Source organism: Streptomyces cinerochromogenes (assembly GCF_014648635.1).
In the GTDB taxonomy this organism is placed as follows: domain Bacteria; phylum Actinomycetota; class Actinomycetes; order Streptomycetales; family Streptomycetaceae; genus Streptomyces; species Streptomyces cinerochromogenes.
This window is the reverse complement of sequence record NZ_BMRM01000032.1, coordinates 42338-61119: the sequence shown is the minus strand read 5'-3', so window position 1 is coordinate 61119 and position 18782 is coordinate 42338. Positions and strand designations below refer to the sequence as shown.

Here is an 18782-nt window from a genome sequence, read left to right as displayed (position 1 = left end):
GCCTCCAACGTGACCTGACCGGACGGGCGGCGACCGGAAGGGCTACTAGTGAGTAGCAAATCCGGACTCACCATAGTCCTTTAAGTTGGAAAAACAAACCCTCATCTAGACTGGCCGCATGGCCGCCACCAAGGACCCGCGCCCCTGCTCCATCGCCGACACCCTCGCGCTGGTCGGCGAGAAGTACTCGCTGCTCGTCCTGCGCGAGGTGTGCCTCGGCAACGGCCGCTTCGACCAGCTCGTGCGCAACACCGGCGCCCCGCGCGACATCCTGTCCGCCCGGCTGCGCCGGCTCGTGGAAGCCGGAATCCTCACCAAGCGCCTCTACAGCGAGCGCCCGCAGCGGTTCGAGTACCGGCCCACGCAGGCGGGGCTGGAGCTGGAGCCGGTCCTGATGACCCTCAAGGAGTGGGGCGACCGGCATCTCCGCAAGGGCGCCGACCTGCCGATGGTCGTCGAGCACTCCTGCGGCGGCGAACTGGTCCCGGTGGTCACGTGCAAGGCCTGCGGAGACCCGGTCCGCCACGAGGACCTGACGGCTCACCCGCAGGCCCCGGGCTGGAACCTGGCCGGGCCGACGGCCGCCTAGAGCCTGCCCCTTCGATCCGTCGCAGAAGCCGGCGCCGCCCCCGAAGCCGGCCGGGGACTGCCCGGCCCCTGGTGCCGCGCCGTCGGACGGGCCCGCTACGCTTCGTCCGTCACATGATCACCTCGTCTTCAAACAGCGCTTGGACGCCATACCTTCATGTCTTGGTTTGAATCCCTCGTCCTCGGACTCGTCCAGGGGCTGACCGAGTTCCTGCCCGTCTCCTCCAGCGCGCACCTGCGGCTGACCGCGGCGTTCTCGGGCTGGAAGGACCCGGGCGCGGCCTTCACCGCCATCACGCAGATCGGCACGGAGACCGCGGTCCTCATCTACTTCCGCAAGGACATCGGGCGGATCATCTCGTCCTGGTTCCGCTCGCTGTTCGACAAGGCGATGCGGCACGACCACGACGCGCAGATGGGCTGGCTGGTGATCGTGGGCTCCGTCCCGATCGGGGTGCTGGGCGTGACGCTGAAGGACCAGATCGAGGGGCCGTTCCGCGATCTGCGGGTCACCGCCACCATGCTCATCGTCGTCGGCCTGGTCATCGGCATCGCCGACCGGATGGCGGCCCGCGACGAGACCGGCCGCCGGCACCGGGCACCCAAGCAGCGCAAGACGCTGGAGAACCTGCGGGTCAAGGACGGCCTGATCTTCGGCCTCTGCCAGGCCTGCGCCCTCATCCCCGGCGTCTCCCGCTCCGGCGCGACCATCAGCGGCGGCCTGTTCATGGGCTACAAGCGCGAGGCCGCGGCCCGCTACTCCTTCCTCCTCGCCATCCCCGCCGTCCTCGCCTCCGGCGCCTTCGAGGTGAAGGACTCCCTCGGCGAGGGCCACGTGGACTGGCCGCCGACCCTCTTCGCCACGGTGATCGCCTTCGCCTCCGGCTACGCGGTCATCGCCTGGTTCATGAAGTGGATCTCCAACAAGAGCTTCATGCCGTTCGTCTGGTACCGCATCGCCCTCGGCGTCGTGATCATCGCCCTGGTCGGCGCGGGCGCCCTGAGCCCGCACGCGGCGGAGTCGGCGGGCTGACGGTCCGCACGGTACGCCCGGCCCGCTCCGCCGCCCCTGTTTCGGACATCTTCCGCATGGTCGCGATCCGCCCGTGAGCTGGGCAACGCCCCGGCCGCGCCAGGCACTTCACGGCCGGCGAAGCGCTGCCGGGCGGTGGCGGTGACCAACCCCATACCTTCTGCGTAGCCACGCGGTAGCGGGCTGTCAGTGCTTGCCCCTAGGCTGGTCCGCATGTCCCCCGAAACCCCGCCCCGTGGTTCCGTGCGCTCTGCCGCCGAGGTGAACGAGCAGATCCGGGCGCTGTGGCTGCGTGCGGGCGGCACCCTGTCGGCCGAGGAGCGCGCGGAGTACGAGCTGTTGGTGATCGAGTGGGCCGAGGCGATCCGCGGGCAGGTCATCGAGGCGGCCTGACACCAGCGGGCACCGCGAACCTACGCCCGCAGGTGCGCCAGCGCCTCGTCGGGCGCCGGGTACGGCGTCTCCCGCGGCAACAGCCCGCTCGCGCGCTCCGTTTCGCCCGCCCGCACCAGCGCGCGGATCTCCGTGGCCAGCGGGGTGACGTCCTCGATGCCGACGATCCACTCGTCGGCGTACCGGGCCGCCGCCTCCCCGGAGAGGCCGAGCTGCAAGGAGCGGTACGGCAGCGGGTTCAGGTGCAGGTCCCGCTCCGGGTCCCACTGCACCCGGGCCGGGCTGCTCCGCAGCCGCTGCTTCCAGGCGTCCTGGTCGGCGTGCAGCGCGGGCACGTAGTGGGACAGGCAGGAGTGGCGCAGGGCCCACTCGAAGCCCTCGCGGCTGATGTCGACGGCGAGGACGGTCTCCTGGCCCTCCTTCGTGCCCCAGCCGCAGCGGTACATCATCCACAGGAAGGACGGCTTGATCCAGGTCATCCGGTCCCGCTTCCAGGCGGACGGGAAGCGTCCGGTGCGGGCGGCCGGACGGCCGATCTGCGGGCGGTAGGCCTGGTACACGGTGACCGTGGTGTCGGTGTACCGGGCACGGATACGGAACTTCGGCTCGGTCGCGGTCATTTCGTCGTTCACGGGAACAGCCTCGGCCGCCGCACACGTCCCGCACCACCGAATATTCACCCCGCACGGCTCTTGGCTCCGGCCCCGCCGTGCCCAACACTTGGCCGATGACGCAGCGTGCGGAGTTCGCGACCATGAGGGACCGGCTGGCCGTGGACGACCTGGTGACCGCGTACGCGGTGGCGGTGGACGACGGCGACTGGACGGCGTACCGGGGGCTGTTCACGGCGGACGGCCGGGCCGACTACCGCTCGGCGGGCGGCATCGAGGGCGACGCGGACCGGGTCGCCGCCTGGCTCGCCGAGAACCTGGCCCCCTTCGCCGTGCGCCAGCACCTGATCGTCAACCGCCAGGTGCGCTTCGGCGACCTCGACCAGGACACCGGCGACACCGCCCGCGTCCGCGCCGACTACCTCAACCCCATGCGCCTCGCCCCCCTGCGCCTCCCCGCCGCCGACGGCTGTGCGGCCCCGGACCTGGAGTGCGGCGGACGGTACGACTTCGGACTCCTGCGCACACCGGAGGGCTGGCGGCTGAGCGAGGTCGTCGTCCGGGAGAAGTGGCGCCGCACGCCCCACCGGGGCTGAAACGCGCACCGCCCCGCGTCCCGTGCGCACACTGGAGCCATCGCTGGGTAGGGAGGCTCCTTATGAGGATGATCGACCACTGGCTGACCTCCCCGTGGCGCCGCTCGGCCACCGCGGCCCTGGCCGGCGCCCTTCCCGTGCTCGCGTTCCCCGCTCCCTCCCTGTGGTGGTTCGCCTACGTCGCGCTGGTCCCGTGGATCCTGCTGGCCCGCTCGGCGCCGACCGGGCGGCGGGCCCTGTACGACGGCTGGTGGGGCGGCATCGGCTTCCTGGTGGCGGTGCACCACTGGCTGCTGCCCAGCCTGCACGTGTTCATCTTCCTGATCGCCGCGCTGCTGGGTCTGCTCTGGGCGCCCTGGGGCTGGCTGGTGCGCCGGTTCCTGGGCGGGGTGCCCTCCCCGGGCCGGGCGGCCGTCGCGCTGCTGGTGCTGCCCTCGGCCTGGCTCGCGGTGGAGCTGGTCCGCTCCTGGCAGGGCCTCGGCGGCCCGTGGGGGATGCTCGGCGCCAGCCAGTGGCAGGTGGAACCGGCGCTGCGGCTGGCCTCGGTCGGCGGGGTGTGGCTGCTCAGCTTCCTGGTGGTGGCCGTGAACGTCGCCGCGGCCGTGCTGCTCGCCGTCCGCGCGTCCCGTCTGCCGGCCGTGGCCTCGCTGGTCGCCACGGCCGCCGCGGCCTCGGCCGCGTGGGCGTGGGCGCCGCACCCGGACGTCGGCCGGCGGGTGCGGATCGCCGTCGTACAGCCGGGGATCGTGGCCGGGCAGGGCAGCGGCGACAAGCGGTTCGACCGGGAGGAACAGCTGACCCGGCGGCTCGCCGGACAGGACGTCGACCTGGTCGTGTGGGGCGAGTCCAGCGTCGGCTTCGACCTGGACCACCGCCCCGACCTGGCCCGGCGGCTGACCGCGCTGTCCCGCGAGACCGGCGCCGACGTGCTGGTGAACGTCGACGCCCGCCGCTCCGACCGGCCCGGCATCTACAAGAGTTCGGTGCTGGTCGGCCCGCACGGCCTGACCGGCGACCGGTACGACAAGATGCGGCTGGTGCCGTTCGGCGAGTACATACCGGCCCGTTCGCTGCTCGGCTGGGCCACCTCGGTGGGCCGGGCCGCCGGCGAGGACCGGCGGCGCGGCACCGGGCAGACCGTGATGGACGTCGGGCACGGACTGCGCGTCGGCCCGCTGATCTGCTTCGAGACCGCGTTCCCCGACATGAGCCGGCACCTCGCCGAGGACGGCTCGGACGTCCTCCTCGGCCAGTCCTCCACCTCGTCCTTCCAGCACAGCTGGGCGCCGGAGCAGCACGCCTCGCTGGCCGCGCTGCGGGCCGCCGAGACCGGCCGGCCGGTGGTGCACGCCACGCTGACGGGCGTCTCGGCGGTGTACGGCCCGGGCGGACAGCGCCTCGGCCCGTGGCTCGGCACCGACGCGAGCACCGCGCGGGTGTACGACGTACCGCTCGCGCACGGCGTCACGCCGTACGTCCGCTACGGCGACTGGCCGGTGCACGGCGCGCTGCTGGTGCTGGTCGCGCTGGGCGTGACCGAGGGGACGCGGGCGCTCAGGCTGCGCCGCAGCGCTCCTGAACCGCTCGCACCACCCGCTCGCACAGTTCATGAGTCGCCAGCGCGTCCCTCGCGCTGAGCACCTGCCCGGCGCGTACGGCGTCGAGGAAGGCGAGGACCGCCTGCTCGATGCCGCGCTGCCGGGCCACCGGCACCCAGTCGCCGCGCCGGCGCACCGTGGGCTGCCCCTTGTGGTCGATCATCTCCGCGAGGTTGACCACCTGGCGCTTGGTGTCCTGCCCGGACACCTCCAGGATCTCCTCGCTGGAGCCGCTGAGCCGGTTCATCATCCCGACGGCGGTGAAGCCGTCACCGGCGAGCTGGAGCACGAGGTGGTGGACCAGCCCGTCCTCGACGCGGGCCCGGACGGTCATGTCGTCGACGGGGCCCGGCACCAGGAAGCGCAGGGTGTCGACGACGTGGATGAAGTCGTCCAGGACCATCGAGCGGGGTTCCTCCGGCAGCCCGATCCGGTTCTTCTGCATGAGGATCAGCTCGCGCGGGTGGTCCAGGCACTGGGTGTACCCGGGGGCGTAGCGGCGGTTGAAGCCGACGAACAGCGAGACGCCGCGCTGCTCGGCCAGGCCGGCCAGCCGCTCGGAGTCGGCGAGCCGGTAGGCGAGCGGCTTGTCCACGTACGTCGGCACGCCGGCCTCCAGCAGCCGGGTGACGATCTCGGGGTGCACGGTGGTCGGCGCGTGTACGAAGGCCGCGTCGAGGCCGGCGGCGAGCAGCGAGTCCAGGGTGGTGTGCCGCTGCTCGCGCGGCAGGTGCAGGGTGTCCGCGACGCGGTCCAGGGTGGCGGGCGTACGGGTCTGCAGGTGCAGTTCGACTCCCGGCTGCGTGCCCAGCACCGGCAGGTAGGCCTTCTGCGCGATGTCCCCGAGTCCGATGCAGCCGACCTTCACGTGTTCTCCCTACTGCGTGCCTGCGTGGTGCCTGCCGGAAGCATACGGGGGCCGCCAGTCGGCGATGCCGTCGAAGCTCCGCAGGAAGAGCGCCGGTCCGGCCTGCGACAGGGCCGCGAGCGCCGCGTCGCGTACGGCCACGGCGGCCCGGTTGCCGGTCATGGTGAGGCGGGCGACCCGGACGGCCCGGCGGGCGATCGCGGTCGTCCGGGGGAGGCGGGCGGCGGTGTAGGCGGCGAGGTCCGGGCCGTGGTGGGCGAGGACGACGGCGTCCTCGACGGCCTGGTTGCCGCCCTGGCCGAGGGTCGGGGGCATGGCGTGCGCGGCGTCGCCGAGGAGGACGGTCCGGCCCGAGTGGTGGGCCGGCAGGGGCCGGGCGAGGTGGTGGACGTCGTGCCGGAGCACGTCCGCGGGGCGGGCGGCGGCGAGCACGGCGGGGATCGGGTGGTGCCAGTCGCCGTAGCGGCGCAGGAGTTCGGCCCTCTCGTCGTCCGGTGCCCGCTCCCCCGCCCGGGCCGTGGCCGCCGCGTAGGCGTAGACCCGGCCGTCCCTGAGGGGGTGGGTGCCCCAGAGGCGGCCGCGGCCCCAGGTCTCGTGCGAGGCGAACTCCGCGCCGGGCACCGGGATCAGCAGCCGCCAGGTGGTGAACCCCGCGTACACGGGCCCGGGATGCCCGGGGAACAGGGCGGCGCGGACCCGCGAGCGGATGCCGTCCGCGCCGACGACCAGGTCGGCTTCCAGTTCCTCCTCGCCGACGGTCACGCGGGCGGGCCGGGTCCGGTCGCCGGCGTCGGCGAGGGCGGCGGTCGTCGCGGTGCGGACGGCCCCGGGCGGGAGCAGGGCGGCGAGCCGGCCGACGAGGGTGGCCCGGGGCAGCAGGACCAGGGGGCCGCCGAAGCGGGCGGCGGCGGCCTCGGCACTGGAGCGGGAGAGCCAGCGCCCGCCGGGGGTGCGCAGTCCCCCGTCGCCCTGCCACGCGGCCAGGTCGCGGATCTCCTCGCCGATGCCGAGGACGTCCAGGGCGCGCAGGGCGTTCGGGGCGAGCGAGATGGCGGTGCCGACCGGGGCGAGGGCGGGTGCGCGCTCCAGCACGGTCACGGACCAGCCCCTGAGGTGCAGGGCGGCCGCGGCGGCCAGCCCCCCGATTCCGCCGCCGATGACGATGGCGCGTGCCGGCTGTGCCATGACCCCTCCTCGTGACTACACCTGTAGTACGCGGCGACTCTACTACAGCCGTAGTGAGCGGGGTAGGGTCACCTCATGTCCGCAGCCCGCCCCAGCAGCCCCAGCAGCCCCAGCACCTCCCGCGCCGATCTCGTCGCCGACACCTCCCTCGCCCTGCTCGCCGAGCGCGGCATGCGCGGACTGACCCACCGGGCGGTGGACGAGGCGGCCGGGCTTCCCCTGGGCTCGACGTCGAACGTGGCGCGCACCCGGCAGGCCCTGCTGGAACTCGCGGTACGCCGGCACGCGGAACGGGAGGCCCGCGTACTGGCGCTGGAGGAGATGCCGGACCCGAGCGGCGGGACCGAGGCGCTGGCGGACGGACTGGCACTCGCGGTGCACCGCTCGCTGACCCGCCACCGCGAACTGCTGATCGCCCGGTACGAACTGGCCCTGGAGGCCACCCGCCGCCCCGAGTTGCGCGCCTTCTACGACCGGACGGGCGCCGTCTTCAGGGAGCAGCTGGCGGCGATGCTCACCGCGGCGGGATCGGCCGACCCGGACCGCCATGTGCTGTCCCTGGTCGCCTGGGCGGACGGGCTGATGTTCTCCTGTGCGGCCGGTTCGTTCAGCAGCCGGACACCGGACCTGGAGGAGATCCGCACCGGGCTGCGGGAACTCCTCGGGGGCCTGCTGGGGCCGCGGACCGACGGCGCCGCCGGGGCCTGAACGTCAGCCCCGGCACCGCGGCACCCTCCGCACGGGGAATGCAATCACCCGTACGGGCGCATCCGACTCGGCTACCCGGTGCCGAGCCGGGGCCGAGCCACCAGAGTGGCGCGGGTGTATCGAACGACGACGACCGCAGCGCTTCTGGTCACCGTGGCCGTCTCGGCCCTCTCCGGCTGTGTGACGGTACGGAACCCGGCGACGGCACCGGCGGCACCGCCGGACACCGCGCCCTCCCAGCCGGCCGCGTCCCGCCCGGACGGCAGCGCGGAACCCCGGGTGGTCCAGGCACCGGTCCGCGAGGCGCTGGAGATGGCCGGCCCGTCCCGGCACCCGGCGCGTCCCGGGCCCCCCGTCCGGCACCGCGCCCAGGCCACGCCCGGGTCGACGCACCGGCCCCCGACCCCGCCCGAACCCCCGCGCCCGGCCCGCACCGGACCACCGCACACCGCCTCGCCCACCCCACGCCTGGGACCGGCCCCGGACGTCTGCGCCCTGGGCAAGAGGTACGGCGGCTGGCAGAAGGACAGCCCGGAGGCGAAGATCTGCGAACAGGCGTACGACCACTGACCGGCGCCCCGTAAGCGGCGCGGGGAACCACGCCTACCCGTCCTCCCCCAAGCGCACCGCCAGCCGGCTGATCGCGGCCCGCACGCCCGCGCCGTAGCCGTCGTCGGCGAGGGTGCCCGCGGCCGTACGGGCCCGGAGCAGATGGCTGCGGGCGGCCTCGGCGCGGCCCAGTTTCACGTAGTCCGCGGCCAGGCTGAGGTGCAGGGAGGGGAAGAATCCCCGCACGCTCGCCGGGTCGCCGCCCGCACGGCCGTCGGCCAGCTCCTCCGCCGCCGACAGCGCCCGCAGGTCCCAGGCGAGTTCGTCCGCCGGGTCGTCCTGGGTGTCGGCCAGGTAGTGGGCCAGGGTGCAGCGGTGCAGCGGGTCGCCCTCCTCGCCGATCTCCGCCCAGAGGGCCAGGAAGCGGCTGCGGGCCTCCTCGCGGTCGCCCCCGTGGTGCAGCATGACGACCTGCCCGATCCGCGTCAGCACGGCGTCCGGCGCCACCTGCTCCTGTCGCTCCACCACGGGTGCCCTCCGGACCGTCGGCAATGGGTCGGTCCCGACGCTAACCGGCGTGCGGCGGATTCCCGGACAGGCGGCGCCGTGGCTCCCCCGGGGCGAACCTCAGCCCAGGTTCGGGATCCGCCAGTCGATGGGCTCGTGGCCCTGGGCGGCGATCGCCTCGTTGATCTGGGTGAACGGGCGGGAGCCGAAGAACTTCTTCGCGGAGAGCGGGGAGGGGTGGGCGCCCTTGACCACCGCGTGCCGGGTCTCGTCGATCAGCGGCAGCTTCTTCTGCGCGTAGTTGCCCCACAGGACGAAGACCGCCGGGTCGGGGCGGGAGACCACGGCGCGGATCACCGCGTCCGTGAACTTCTCCCAGCCCATGCCCTTGTGCGAGTTGGCCTCGCCGGCCCGGACCGTGAGGACCGCGTTGAGCAGCAGCACACCCTGCTGGGCCCACGGCATCAGATAGCCGTTGTCCGGGACGGGCAGGCCCAGCTCCTCCTGCATCTCCTTGTAGATGTTCCGCAGGGAGGGCGGGGTCCTGACGCCGGGGCGGACCGAGAAGCACAGGCCGTGGCCCTGGCCCTCGCCGTGGTACGGGTCCTGGCCGAGGATGAGGACCTTCACCTGCTCGTACGGCGTCGCGTCCAGCGCGGCGAAGACCTCCTCGCGCGGCGGATAGACGGGGCCCTTCGCCCGCTCCTCCTCGACGAACTCGGTCAGCTCCTTGAAGTAGGGCTGCTGCAGCTCGTCACCCAGAACCCCGCGCCAGGACTCGGGCAGCATGGCGATGTCGGTCACGTCAACGTCCTCACGATGTCTATCAACTACGGCGTGCGGTCACTTCCAGGATCCAGAACCTACAGGCGACCACTGACAACCGTTGCCGGGAGGGCGTTTCACCAGCTGGTCTTGCGGTGCAGTGTCCACATCATCATGATCGTCGAGGGGTCGAGGGCCTGCTCGCCGCCGGAGATGTCCACGCTGGCCGCCACGAACTGCCGGCCCTGCCACAGCGGGATCAGCCGGGCGTCGTCCACCATGATCTGCTGGGCCTCCTCCACGTCCTTGACGGTCCGGGCGCGGTCGCTCTCGGAGCGCGCGTGGGGCAGCAGCCGGCCGGTGATCTCCTTGGCCGGGTAGGGCGTGCCGAGGGCGTTGTGCTCGCCGACGAACGGGGCGATGAAGTTGTCCGCGTCGGGGAAGTCCGGGAACCAGCCGCGCCCGAACACCGGGTACTCGCCCTTCTGGTAGCCGACCACGTAGCTCTTCCAGGGGCGGCTCTTGAGGGTGATGGCGAACAGGCCCGAGGCGTCCAGCTGCCGCTTCAGCTCCCGGAACATCAGGGCGGTCTCGGAGCCGTAGCGGTCGGTGGTGTACCAGAAGGTGAGCGGGACGGGCCGGGTGATGCCGGCGTCGGAGAGGATCGTGCGGGCCTTGGTGACGCTCGGCTCGCCGTAGTCGTCGAAGAAGGGCGTGGCGTGGCCGGTCAGGCCCTTAGGGACCATCGAGTACAGCGGGTCGACGGTGTCCTTGTATATCTTGTGCGCGATCGCGCCCCGGTCCACGATCTGGGCGATGGCCTTGCGCACGGCGGGCTGCTTGGCCCAGGGGTCCTTGGGGTTGAACACCAGGTAGCTGATGTCGGTGCCGGTGCCGTCGACCAGTTGCAGGTCCTCGTTGTCGTGCTCCTGCAGGGCGAGGATGTCGTCGGCGGCGAGGCCTCGGTAGGTGACGTCGATCTGCTTGTCCCGCAGGGCCTTGACCATGCCGGCGGAGTCCTTGAAGTAGCGGATGGTCACCGCGTCGTTCTGCCGCTCGGCGAAGCCCTTGTAGGCGTCGTTGCGGACCAGGACGGCCTCGGAGCCCTCCTCGTAGGACTTCAGCTCGTACGGCCCGGAGCCGTGCACCGAGGTGTCCTTGCGCAGGGAGGTGGCGGGGTAGTCGTCCGGGTCGACGATCGACATCGCCGGGGTGGCCAGCACGAACGGGAAGGTGGCGTCGGGCTGGTTGAGGTGGAAGGTGATCTCGCGGTCGCCGGAGGTCTCGACCTTGTCCAGGCTGCCGAGCAGCCCGGCGGGGCCCCCGGGGGCGTCGATGGTGCGGATGCGCTCGATCGAGTGCCGGACGGCCTCGGCGGTCAGCGGGTCACCGTCGGAGAACTTCAGGCCGGCCCGCAGCTCGCAGCGGTAGGTGCGGCTGCTGGAGTCGGTGAAGGAGCAGCTCTCGGCCGCGTCGGGCTGGGGGGTGGTGGCGCCGTTGGGGTAGGCGAGGAGCGTCTGGAAGATGTTCCGGTACAGCTCCCAGGAGCCGTCCCAGGCACCGGCCGGGTCCAGCGTGCTGGGGGCGCTGGTGGTGCCCACGACGATCGGGCCCTGGCTGTCGGGATCGCCGTCCGACAACAGACTGCATCCGGCCACCAGGGACAGGGACGCGATCGCCGCGACTTTCCGCAGGAATCGGTTCCGGTTGAACACGCGCACGCTCCTCGATCTGCCGCACCAAGGGTCGGCAGACCATACCGCAGCGTTCGGGCCCCTGAACCTGCCCGGAAACGGACCTTCTTGATCGACTGAGCGGTGACGACGTTGTCATTCCGCTGAGCGGTTCCGCTACCCCCTCCCGGGCGTCGATCCGTCCGAAAATCGACGCCCGGAAGAGATGTCCCGTCTCAGCCGACGCCGGCGTTGAGGAAGATGCCGCCGTCCACGACGAGCGTCTGGCCGGTGACCCAGTCGGACTGCTCGGAGGTGAGGAACGCGGCGGCCCCGCCGATGTCGGAGGGCACACCGAGCCGGCCGAGCGGGTAGGCGGCGGCCGCCTCCTCCTCCCGGCCCTCGTACAGGGCCTGCGCGAACTTCGTCTTGACCACGGCCGGGGCGATCGCGTTGACCCGGACCCCGGGCGCGAACTCGTGCGCCAGCTGCTGGGTCAGGTTGATCATCGCGGCCTTGCTGACGCCGTAGGCGCCGATGAAGGGCGAGGGCGCGAGGCCGGCGACCGAGGCGATGTTGACGATCGCGCCGCCGTTGTCCTTCTGCCAGGCGTGCCAGGTCTTCTGGGCGAAGCCGAGCGCGGAGATCACGTTCGTCTCGAAGACCTTGCGGGCGACGTCCAGGTCGAGGTCCGCGATCGGGCCGAACACGGGGTTGGTGCCCGCGTTGTTGACCAGGAAGTCGACCCGGCCGAAGGCCGCCATGGTGCGCTCGACGACCTCGGTCTGGTGGTTCAGGTCGTGCGCCTTGCCGGCGACGGCGATGACCCGTTCGGCGCCGAGCTGCTCGGCGGCCTCCTTCAGGGCGTCCTCGCCGCGGCCGGTGATGCAGACGCGGTCGCCGCGCGCGACGAGCGCCTCGGCGACGCCGTAGCCGATGCCTCGGCTGGCGCCGGTGACGATGGCGACCTTGCCGGACAGCTCCGGGAGTTCAGTCATGTCCGTGTTTCCCCTGGATCCCTTAGTCGAGCGGTCCGCCGGCGACGTACAGCACCTGGCCGGAGACGAAGCCGGCCGCCTCGCCGGTGAAGAAGGCGATGGCGTTGGCGATGTCCTCGGGCTCGCCGACGCGCTGCACGGGGATCTGGGTGGCGGCGGCCTTCTTGAAGTCCTCGAAGCCCATGCCGACGCGGTCGGCGGTGGCCTTGGTCATCTCGGTGGCGATGAAGCCGGGGGCGACGGCGTTGGCGGTGATGCCGAACTTGCCCAGCTCGATGGCGAGGGTCTTGGTGAAGCCCTGCAGGCCCGCCTTGGCGGCCGAGTAGTTGGCCTGGCCGCGGTTGCCGAGCGCCGAGGAGGAGGAGAGGTTGACGATCCGGCCCCAACCGGCGTCCACCATGTGCTTCTGGACGGCCTTGGTCATCAGGAACGAGCCGCGCAGGTGCACGTTCAGGACGGTGTCCCAGTCGGAGACGCTCATCTTGAACAGCAGGTTGTCGCGCAGCACACCCGCGTTGTTGACCAGGATCGTCGGAGCGCCGAGCTCCTCCGCGATCCGGGCGACGGCCGCCTCGACCTGCGCCTCGTCGGAGACGTCCGCCCCGACCGCGACGGCCTTGCCGCCGGCCGCGGTGATCTTCTCGACGGTGTCCTTGCAGGCGGCCTCGTCCAGGTCGATCACGGCGACCGCGTGGCCCTCGGCGGCCAGTCGTACGGCGGTGGCGGCGCCGATGCCGCGTGCCGCGCCGGTGACGATCGCGACCCGCTGTTGGGTGGTGGACATTGCTGCTTCTCCTCGCCCTTGAGAGAACGTCTTGAGAGACCTGTCGGGCCCTCCGGGAGGGCCCCTGGTGCGGTGAGCGACCGCTTAGTACCTTCAGCACCCGTGACGCTAGAAGCCCTGGCACGCGGTGTCAACGGCACATCCGGCCGGTGTGATCCATTACCTCACCAGGAGGTCCAGCAACCGCTCCGTCTCGGCGGCCGGGTCGGCGGTCAGACCGGTGTGCACCGGACCGGGCTGGACCACGGTGGAGCGCGGCGCGATCAGCCAGCGGTAGCGGCGCCCCGCGTCGTCGCCGGCCGCCTGTCCGGCCTGCTCGCCGCCCGCGCAGTGGCGCTCGATCGCACCGAGCGCTGCGCGCACCCCCGCCACGTCGGCGGCCGGGTCCAGCGCCAGCAGCCGGGCCTCGTCCAGATGGGTGCGGGCGCCGACGTAGCCCCGGGCGCGGCAGTAGACGACCACGCCCGCGTTGATGCACTCCCCGCGCTCCACCCGGGGCACGACCCGCAGCAGCGCGTACTCGAACACGTCCCGGTCACCGCCCTGGCCCGCCCGGGTGATGTGCCGCTCGGTCACATGGCCGGCCATGTGGATGTGGCGCTCGCTCACTTGCCCTCCTCCTGTCCGGCGCCGAGGCCGGTGATCCGCTCCGCGATGACGGCCGCCCGCGCGAGCAGCGGCCGCGCGTAGGCCCGGCGCAGCTCGTCCGGGGTGTCGAAGCCGGGCTCGTCGGCGAGCCAGGCCTCCGGGATCTCGGCGGTGACCTCGGCGAGCAGGTCCTCGGTGACCCGGGGGGCCAGCTCGGCCGCGGCGGCGGCGACGTCCGGGGCGAAGCGGGCGAGGGCGTGGTCGGAGGCGTCGTAGGGGCGGGCCGCCGAGGCTTCGGCGGCGGGCCAGTTGTGGTGCCAGATCATGGTGGCGCCGTGGTCGATGAGCCACAGCTCGCCCTGGTGCACCAGCAGGTTGGGGTTGCGCCAGGAGCGGTCGACGTTGTTGATGAGCGCGTCGAACCAGACGATCCGGCCCGCCTCCCCGGGGCTCACCGGGAAGGCGAGCGGGTCGTAGCCGAGGGCGCCGGACAGGAAGTCCATGCCGAGGTTGACGCCGCCGCTGCCCCGGAGCAGGTCCTGCACCTGCTGTTCGGGCTCGCCGAGCCCGAGGACGGGGTCCAGCTGCACGGTGACCAGCCGGGGCATGCGGAATCCGAGGCGCCGGGCGAGTTCGCCGCACACCACCTCGGCGACCAGGGTCTTGCGGCCCTGTCCGGCGCCGGTGAACTTCATGACGTAGGTCCCGAAGTCGTCGGCCTCGACGAGCCCCGGCAGCGAGCCGCCCTCACGCAGGGGCGTGATGTAGCGGGTCGCGGTGACCTCTTTCAGCATTTTTCCGGGCCGTCCATCTCTTCAGCCTTGCACATGCAAGATCGATCTCGACGGGGCGCAGCAGCAGGACTCGCCCGTGGGCGGCCCCGGGAGAGTCCGGGAGCAGGCCGTCCCTGGCCGTCCGCCCCTTGGTTCCGGCCGCGGGCATGAAGTGAGCATAGTAACCGAGGGTGATCACTGGCGAGGAGTACCGGGGGGGGCACGGCGCGCCAGGAGGTGGCGCGGCAGCAGCGGCGGGCCCGGACCGCCGGAGCCTGCACGGAAGGGAGCCCGGACCGCCGGCGCGACTGCGCGGAGCAGACCCGGACCGCCGGAGCCTGCGCGGAGCAGACCCGGACCGCCGGAGCCTGCGCGGAGGGGAGCCCGGGCCGCCGGAGCGACTGCGCGGGGACCCGGACCGCCGGCGCGACTGCGCGGAGGGGAGCCCGCTGCGAGGAGGCGGCACCCCGGGCGACGCAGGTGCGGCCGACGGTCCCGGGCCGCCCGTTCGCCTGTTCGCCCGTTCGCCCGACCGCTCGACCGCCGACCGCCGACCGCCGACCGCCGACCGCCGACCGCCGACCGCCGACCGCCGATCCCAGCCGCCCAGCCGCCCAGCCGTCCAGCCGCCCAGCCGACGATCCCGGTCCCGGCCGCCCCCTCGGCCTCGTGGAGGCGTGCCCCGGTCATCCGAACGTGCCGGGGCGCGCCTCCCGGATCACTGCGGCAGAGGGCGGACGCGCAGTGCGCGGCACGCCGGGCCGGAGGTCTGCGTGCCGTCGTCGGTCAGGTCGAAGGCCGAGTGGTGCAGCGGGCACACCAGACGGGTCGCCGCGGCGTTCACGTGGGCGTGCCGCAGCAGGCCGCCCCGGTGCGGACAGCGCGCCTCGACGAGCACGCCGTCCTGACCGTCGGGGCCCTGCCACTCCACGGCCACCGTGTCGGCGTCCAGTTGGCGGACCCGGGGCCGCCCTGCCGTCCGCTCCGGGCCGCTCACCGGCCTGCCTCCGCGCGGGCCCGGCTTACCGCCGCCTCGGTGGCACGGGCGATGGTCGCACTGGTCAGTTCGACACCGGCCCAGACCCTGTCCAGGTCCGCGCCGTGCTCCCGGTCCCAGGCGCGCAGCGCGGCCAGCATCTCGCGGCTGTGGAACGCGTCGATGTGCAGGTGCTCGTCGTAGTACTGGCCGTTGGCGATGCCCAACCGGGCGCAGGCCGCGGCGTAGCAGCGGAAGCCGTAGAGCACGCTGGACTCGAAGTAGGCGTAGGCGCCGAGGAAGTAGTCGGGGGTGGGCGCCCGGGAGGCCAGCCAGTGGAAGAGGTTGACATAGGCGAGCGTCTCCTCGCAGGCCCTGGCGGCGTGGTGGAAGGGGTCGGTGGACAGTCCCAGCTCCACCATCAGCTTCTCGTACAGCCGGGCGTGCTCCTGCGCCTCGTTGCCGCACCCGAACTCGTCGATGAGCACGCGCATCACCGCCATGCGGGCCCGGGGCGTCAGCCGCGGCAGCACGCCCAGGTGCGACTGCGACTCCACCAGGCCGTCCACGGCGAACTGCCCCGCGACGTAGGCGAACTCGGCCGCCGTCGCCTGCTCGGCCAGGTACCGCTCGCTGGGCGAGGGATCGTTCTCCTCGCGGCGCAGGCGCTGTTCCAGCGCGTCGAGGAGGTCGTCCAGCGAGCCGAAGGCGGGCGCCGCGGCCGCCAGCGCGTCCGCCTCGGCGCGCGGCCAGGCCGCCTCCAGCGCGAGCAGTTCGGCATACCCGGCGGCGTCGGGGACGGTGCGGTTGTGCCAGTAGAGCCGTTGCTGCACGGTGGCCGACCGCGGCAGCGCCGGGGTCCCGCCCGCCCTCGTGATCACGGCGCCGCCTCCGCCGCCGCGGCGGCCGCGCGCACGTCCTGGGCCGTGGTGTCCGTGCCGATGACGCCCCGCGCGACCAGGGCGCGCTTGACATGGAGGTACCAGTCGTCGCGCAGGATGCCGTAGGTCTCGCACGCCGTGTCGACCTCGGCCTGGAGCTCCGGCGTCGGGTGCCGCAGCAGCGCCGCGCACAGCGCCGGCTCCAGGTTGGCCAGGGGGCCGATGAACCCCGCGACGCCGGGGACCTGGAGCAGCAGGTTCTCCCAGCCCTCGAAGACGGGCACGCCCAGGCCGGCCGCCACCAGCTGCCGGGTGAACGCCGGGTCGCCGCTGGACTCCTTCACCCCGATCACACCCGGGAGCCGGCAGACGCGTGCGAGCGTCCCGGCCTCGATGCGGTTGCCGGACAGGGCCTCCTCGTTGTACACGAGCACCGGCGACCCCGCGCCGAGGACCCGCTCGTAGTGGGTGACGATGTCTTCCTGGCCGACACCCGCGCCGAAGGGCGTGGTGACCGCCACCGCGTCGGCGCCCAGCTCGGCGGCGAGCCGGGTCCGGGCCACCACGGCGGCGGTGTCGGGCAGTTGGACGCCGGCGATGACCGGCAGGCCGTCGGCACAGTGCACGGTGGCCGCCACCATGTCGCGCCACTGCGCCTCGGTCAGCAGCCAGCCCTCGCCCGAGCTGAGGGTCGGCATCAGGGCGGTCACCCCGGCGCGGACCGAGTCGACCAGCCGTGCCACGTCGTCCGCGCGGACCCGGCCCTGCCGGTCGAGCGGGGTGACCAGCGGCACGACCACGCCGGAGAGGGGCGCGCCCCCGGTGTGCGGGCGGGTGGAGTCCGGGCCGGAGGCGGGCCGGGCCGCGCCGGTTTCCAGGGCGACGCCGGAGCTTGGCCGCGCCGGGGACCTCCGCGGGGTCTCAGCGTTCGTCATGGTGAGTCCACATCGTCGTCGGGGCAGGAAATGCGGTCCAGCGCGGCCGGGTCGACGCGCAGCGCCAGCGACCGGCGGTACAGCTCCTCCAGCCGAGGGGGGAACGCCTCCTCCGGACCGTCCGGGGGCGCGCTCAGCAGTTCTCCGGGGCCGGGACGTGCGTGCAGACGCGGCGACGCGCTGTACAGCCGGCCGCCGCGGTGCACGGCCGGAGCCAGCACCAGTGCGTCGGCGATCGGCAGGCCCTTGAGCGCGGGGGCCTCCAGCGCGGTGCGCACGTCGTCCTGCCGCAGGCCGAAGCGGGCGATCCGCAGTTCGCTGTGCAGGTTGTCCATGAAGGGGTAGTAGGCGTCCTGCTCGTCGCGTGGCCGCCGCCAGATCAGGTCGTCGCACAGCCCCACCTGCTCCAGCGTCATGGCCAGCGGCCGGCGCGCCGCCAGGTGCCGGACGAAGAGGTTCTTGCAGGCGGTCCTGACCCTGTCGTCGGTGCTGTGCATGCCCATGAACACCGAGGCGTCGATGAGCGTCCCCAGGCCCGGGACGGCCCCCGGGAGCGGGGCGCCCGCCTCACCGCTCATGGGAGGCGGAGCCCAGCGTCTCGCGGATGACCCGTACGGCGGCGGCGAACTGCTCCGGCGGGCGCGCCAGCGCGATCCTCACGAACCGCTCGCCCCGGCCCGGGTTGTCCCAGTAGAAGTAGTTCCCCGGCAGCACGTAGACCTCGGACTGGAGCAGCCGCGCGTGGATGTCCTGCGCGGTGAGCCCGGAGGGCAGGATGCGCAGCCAGGCGACGCTGGTGTCCACCCGCGCGTCCAGCAGTTCCAGGACCGAACCGGGCAGTTCGCGCCGCAGCGTGGCCCGGTTGGTGTCGATCACCTCGCGCACCGAGGCGAAGGAGTCCGCGACGGAGTCCTCGACGTACTGGGTGAGGAAGTTCAGCACGAAGGGGGAGACGTTGAGCAGCACGGAGGTGTGCAGGTTGTATACCTCTTCGTAGATGTCCGCGCTCGCCGTCAGCAGGGCGCACTTGGCGTCCTGGACCGGCCACGTCTTCCCCGTGTCCTCGATGGCGAGGTAGCTGGCGCCGGACTCCTCCAGCATGCGGTACACGTCGGGGCGCTGGGCCAGGCCGTTGTGCAGGGCGAAGGAGGCGAAGCAGAAGTCCAGTATGAGCAGCTTGCGCTGGTCGCGGCAGAACCGCAGGACCTCCTCGAAGCCCCGGCCGCCGTCGGTGAACAGCGTGAATCCGGTGGGGTTGTTGGGGTCGACCAGGTACAGCGCGTCCGTCCGGACCAGGCGGGTCAGCTCCGTGTACACGGTGTCCGGGTCCGCCAGCGCTTCCTCGGGCAGGGCGGCGGGCGGCGTCCCCAGGTACTTGAGGAGGTCCACCAGGTTGTCGAAGCAGGGTTCGACCAGGGAGACGGTGTGGTCGTGCCGGCGCAGGTACATCGCCGCGACCATGGTGGACACGCTGGCCGAGTACGACAGCAGGGTGCGGCCCAGGCCGGGCGCGGTCGTCTGGCCGTGCAGGCGGAAGAAAGCCTCGGTGAACTGCCGCTCGAAATGCGCCTGCTGCCGTTCCTCCGACTCGTACCACAGCGCGGGAAGTCGCGCGACGATCTTGTCCTGGCTGCCGGACTGCCGCTGATGCGTGTGTGCGTCCGCCAGGTTGTACCGGGTGCGCAGTGCCTTGATCTCGTGCTGGGTGAGGTCGATCAAATCCTGGGCTGACATATCCGCTCCTCGCACAGGACGGCATTCGCATGCTGATGA

General features: G+C 72.8%; 22 protein-coding genes. 7 read left to right on the top strand and 15 right to left on the bottom strand.

Annotation, left to right across the window (positions count from 1 at the left end; translation table 11 throughout):
* Positions 1-118: 118 nt before the first annotated feature.
* From IEZ20_RS37755 to IEZ20_RS37745, 3 genes are all read left to right on the top strand, one after another.
* Positions 119-589 carry a winged helix-turn-helix transcriptional regulator gene (locus IEZ20_RS37755; RefSeq protein WP_189307355.1) on the top strand — a complete coding sequence of 157 codons (471 nt, stop codon included), beginning with the start codon at positions 119-121 and terminating at the stop codon, positions 587-589.
* 156 nt (positions 590-745) lie between these two features.
* Positions 746-1621, top strand: coding sequence for an undecaprenyl-diphosphate phosphatase (locus tag IEZ20_RS37750; protein WP_189307353.1), 876 nt, complete (start codon positions 746-748; stop codon positions 1619-1621).
* Positions 1622-1834: 213 nt separating this feature from the next.
* Positions 1835-2014, top strand: coding sequence for a hypothetical protein (locus IEZ20_RS37745; RefSeq protein ID WP_189307351.1), 180 nt, complete (start codon positions 1835-1837; stop codon positions 2012-2014).
* A gap of 20 nt (positions 2015-2034) precedes the next feature.
* On the opposite strand, the gene IEZ20_RS37740 is transcribed toward IEZ20_RS37745, so the two are convergent.
* Positions 2035-2634: a DUF4291 domain-containing protein gene (locus IEZ20_RS37740; RefSeq protein ID WP_189307392.1), complete on the bottom strand. Its 600-nt coding sequence runs from the start codon at positions 2632-2634 to the stop codon at positions 2035-2037.
* A 107-nt stretch (positions 2635-2741) separates the two neighbouring features.
* Between IEZ20_RS37740 and IEZ20_RS37735 the strand changes: the two genes are divergently transcribed.
* Positions 2742-3221 carry a nuclear transport factor 2 family protein gene (locus IEZ20_RS37735; RefSeq protein ID WP_189307349.1) on the top strand — a complete coding sequence of 160 codons (480 nt, stop codon included), beginning with the start codon at positions 2742-2744 and terminating at the stop codon, positions 3219-3221.
* Between the two features lie 62 nt (positions 3222-3283).
* Positions 3284-4858: an apolipoprotein N-acyltransferase gene (lnt, locus tag IEZ20_RS37730; protein ID WP_189307347.1), complete on the top strand. Its 1575-nt coding sequence runs from the start codon at positions 3284-3286 to the stop codon at positions 4856-4858.
* Here lnt and IEZ20_RS37725 read toward each other — a convergent pair.
* The gene (locus IEZ20_RS37725) at positions 4776-5687 is read right to left on the bottom strand and encodes a Gfo/Idh/MocA family protein (protein ID WP_189307345.1); all 912 of its coding nucleotides are present in this window, start codon (positions 5685-5687) and stop codon (positions 4776-4778) included. The two genes, lnt and IEZ20_RS37725, sit on opposite strands and share 83 nt — an antisense overlap.
* A gap of 9 nt (positions 5688-5696) precedes the next feature.
* The gene (locus IEZ20_RS37720) at positions 5697-6872 is read right to left on the bottom strand and encodes an FAD-dependent monooxygenase (RefSeq protein WP_189307343.1); all 1176 of its coding nucleotides are present in this window, start codon (positions 6870-6872) and stop codon (positions 5697-5699) included.
* A 75-nt stretch (positions 6873-6947) separates the two neighbouring features.
* Here IEZ20_RS37720 and IEZ20_RS37715 point away from each other — a divergent pair, with 75 nt between their 5' ends.
* Positions 6948-7580: a TetR/AcrR family transcriptional regulator gene (locus IEZ20_RS37715; RefSeq protein WP_189307341.1), complete on the top strand. Its 633-nt coding sequence runs from the start codon at positions 6948-6950 to the stop codon at positions 7578-7580.
* A gap of 114 nt (positions 7581-7694) precedes the next feature.
* Positions 7695-8150, top strand: a complete 456-nt coding sequence (locus IEZ20_RS37710) for a hypothetical protein (RefSeq protein ID WP_229896464.1) — start codon at positions 7695-7697, stop codon at positions 8148-8150.
* A 33-nt stretch (positions 8151-8183) separates the two neighbouring features.
* Here IEZ20_RS37710 and IEZ20_RS37705 read toward each other — a convergent pair whose 3' ends face one another.
* From IEZ20_RS37705 to IEZ20_RS37650, 12 genes are all read right to left on the bottom strand, one after another.
* On the bottom strand, positions 8184-8657 hold the full coding sequence (locus tag IEZ20_RS37705; protein ID WP_189307337.1) for a hypothetical protein: 474 nt from the start codon (positions 8655-8657) through the stop codon (positions 8184-8186).
* Positions 8658-8756: 99 nt separating this feature from the next.
* Entirely contained in the window at positions 8757-9440 is a 684-nt protein-coding gene (gene ung / locus IEZ20_RS37700; RefSeq protein WP_189307335.1) for a uracil-DNA glycosylase, read from the bottom strand.
* A gap of 98 nt (positions 9441-9538) precedes the next feature.
* Complete coding sequence (locus IEZ20_RS37695; protein ID WP_189307332.1) at positions 9539-11116, bottom strand: ABC transporter substrate-binding protein; 1578 nt, start codon at positions 11114-11116, stop codon at positions 9539-9541.
* 194 nt (positions 11117-11310) lie between these two features.
* Positions 11311-12072: an SDR family oxidoreductase gene (locus tag IEZ20_RS37690; protein WP_189307330.1), complete on the bottom strand. Its 762-nt coding sequence runs from the start codon at positions 12070-12072 to the stop codon at positions 11311-11313.
* Between the two features lie 22 nt (positions 12073-12094).
* Positions 12095-12856, bottom strand: a complete 762-nt coding sequence (gene fabG / locus IEZ20_RS37685) for a 3-oxoacyl-ACP reductase FabG (RefSeq protein ID WP_189307329.1) — start codon at positions 12854-12856, stop codon at positions 12095-12097.
* 159 nt (positions 12857-13015) lie between these two features.
* Positions 13016-13465, bottom strand: a complete 450-nt coding sequence (locus IEZ20_RS37680; protein WP_189307327.1) for a DUF3037 domain-containing protein — start codon at positions 13463-13465, stop codon at positions 13016-13018.
* On the bottom strand, positions 13462-14238 hold the full coding sequence (locus IEZ20_RS37675) for a HipA family kinase (RefSeq protein ID WP_189307325.1): 777 nt from the start codon (positions 14236-14238) through the stop codon (positions 13462-13464). Before IEZ20_RS37675 ends, IEZ20_RS37680 begins: the two co-directional genes overlap by 4 nt.
* A gap of 697 nt (positions 14239-14935) precedes the next feature.
* A complete protein-coding gene (locus tag IEZ20_RS37670; protein WP_229896463.1) occupies positions 14936-15214 on the bottom strand; it encodes a Rieske 2Fe-2S domain-containing protein in 279 nt (92 codons plus the stop codon).
* Positions 15211-16074, bottom strand: coding sequence for an iron-containing redox enzyme family protein (locus IEZ20_RS37665; RefSeq protein WP_229896462.1), 864 nt, complete (start codon positions 16072-16074; stop codon positions 15211-15213). Before IEZ20_RS37665 ends, IEZ20_RS37670 begins: the two co-directional genes overlap by 4 nt.
* Positions 16071-17009 carry a dihydrodipicolinate synthase family protein gene (locus IEZ20_RS37660; RefSeq protein ID WP_189307323.1) on the bottom strand — a complete coding sequence of 313 codons (939 nt, stop codon included), beginning with the start codon at positions 17007-17009 and terminating at the stop codon, positions 16071-16073. Before IEZ20_RS37660 ends, IEZ20_RS37665 begins: the two co-directional genes overlap by 4 nt.
* Positions 17006-17587 carry a DUF6190 family protein gene (locus IEZ20_RS37655; protein ID WP_189307321.1) on the bottom strand — a complete coding sequence of 194 codons (582 nt, stop codon included), beginning with the start codon at positions 17585-17587 and terminating at the stop codon, positions 17006-17008. Before IEZ20_RS37655 ends, IEZ20_RS37660 begins: the two co-directional genes overlap by 4 nt.
* Positions 17577-18743 carry an aminotransferase class I/II-fold pyridoxal phosphate-dependent enzyme gene (locus IEZ20_RS37650; RefSeq protein WP_189307319.1) on the bottom strand — a complete coding sequence of 389 codons (1167 nt, stop codon included), beginning with the start codon at positions 18741-18743 and terminating at the stop codon, positions 17577-17579. The genes IEZ20_RS37655 and IEZ20_RS37650 overlap by 11 nt, the downstream gene beginning before the upstream one ends.
* Between the last annotated feature and the right edge of the window lie 39 nt (positions 18744-18782).

Coding starts and splice junctions, on each gene's coding strand:
- IEZ20_RS37755 (WP_189307355.1), top strand. CDS start 119: ATGGCCGCCACCAAGGACCCGCGCCCCTGCTCCATCGCCGACACCCTC.
- IEZ20_RS37750 (WP_189307353.1), top strand. CDS start 746: ATGTCTTGGTTTGAATCCCTCGTCCTCGGACTCGTCCAGGGGCTGACC.
- IEZ20_RS37745 (WP_189307351.1), top strand. CDS start 1,835: ATGTCCCCCGAAACCCCGCCCCGTGGTTCCGTGCGCTCTGCCGCCGAG.
- IEZ20_RS37740 (WP_189307392.1), bottom strand. CDS start 2,634: ATGACCGCGACCGAGCCGAAGTTCCGTATCCGTGCCCGGTACACCGAC.
- IEZ20_RS37735 (WP_189307349.1), top strand. CDS start 2,742: ATGACGCAGCGTGCGGAGTTCGCGACCATGAGGGACCGGCTGGCCGTG.
- lnt (WP_189307347.1), top strand. CDS start 3,284: ATGAGGATGATCGACCACTGGCTGACCTCCCCGTGGCGCCGCTCGGCC.
- IEZ20_RS37720 (WP_189307343.1), bottom strand. CDS start 6,872: ATGGCACAGCCGGCACGCGCCATCGTCATCGGCGGCGGAATCGGGGGG.
- IEZ20_RS37715 (WP_189307341.1), top strand. CDS start 6,948: ATGTCCGCAGCCCGCCCCAGCAGCCCCAGCAGCCCCAGCACCTCCCGC.
- IEZ20_RS37690 (WP_189307330.1), bottom strand. CDS start 12,072: ATGACTGAACTCCCGGAGCTGTCCGGCAAGGTCGCCATCGTCACCGGC.
- fabG (WP_189307329.1), bottom strand. CDS start 12,856: ATGTCCACCACCCAACAGCGGGTCGCGATCGTCACCGGCGCGGCACGC.
- IEZ20_RS37675 (WP_189307325.1), bottom strand. CDS start 14,238: ATGCTGAAAGAGGTCACCGCGACCCGCTACATCACGCCCCTGCGTGAG.
- IEZ20_RS37660 (WP_189307323.1), bottom strand. CDS start 17,009: ATGACGAACGCTGAGACCCCGCGGAGGTCCCCGGCGCGGCCAAGCTCC.
- IEZ20_RS37655 (WP_189307321.1), bottom strand. CDS start 17,587: ATGAGCGGTGAGGCGGGCGCCCCGCTCCCGGGGGCCGTCCCGGGCCTG.
- IEZ20_RS37650 (WP_189307319.1), bottom strand. CDS start 18,743: ATGTCAGCCCAGGATTTGATCGACCTCACCCAGCACGAGATCAAGGCA.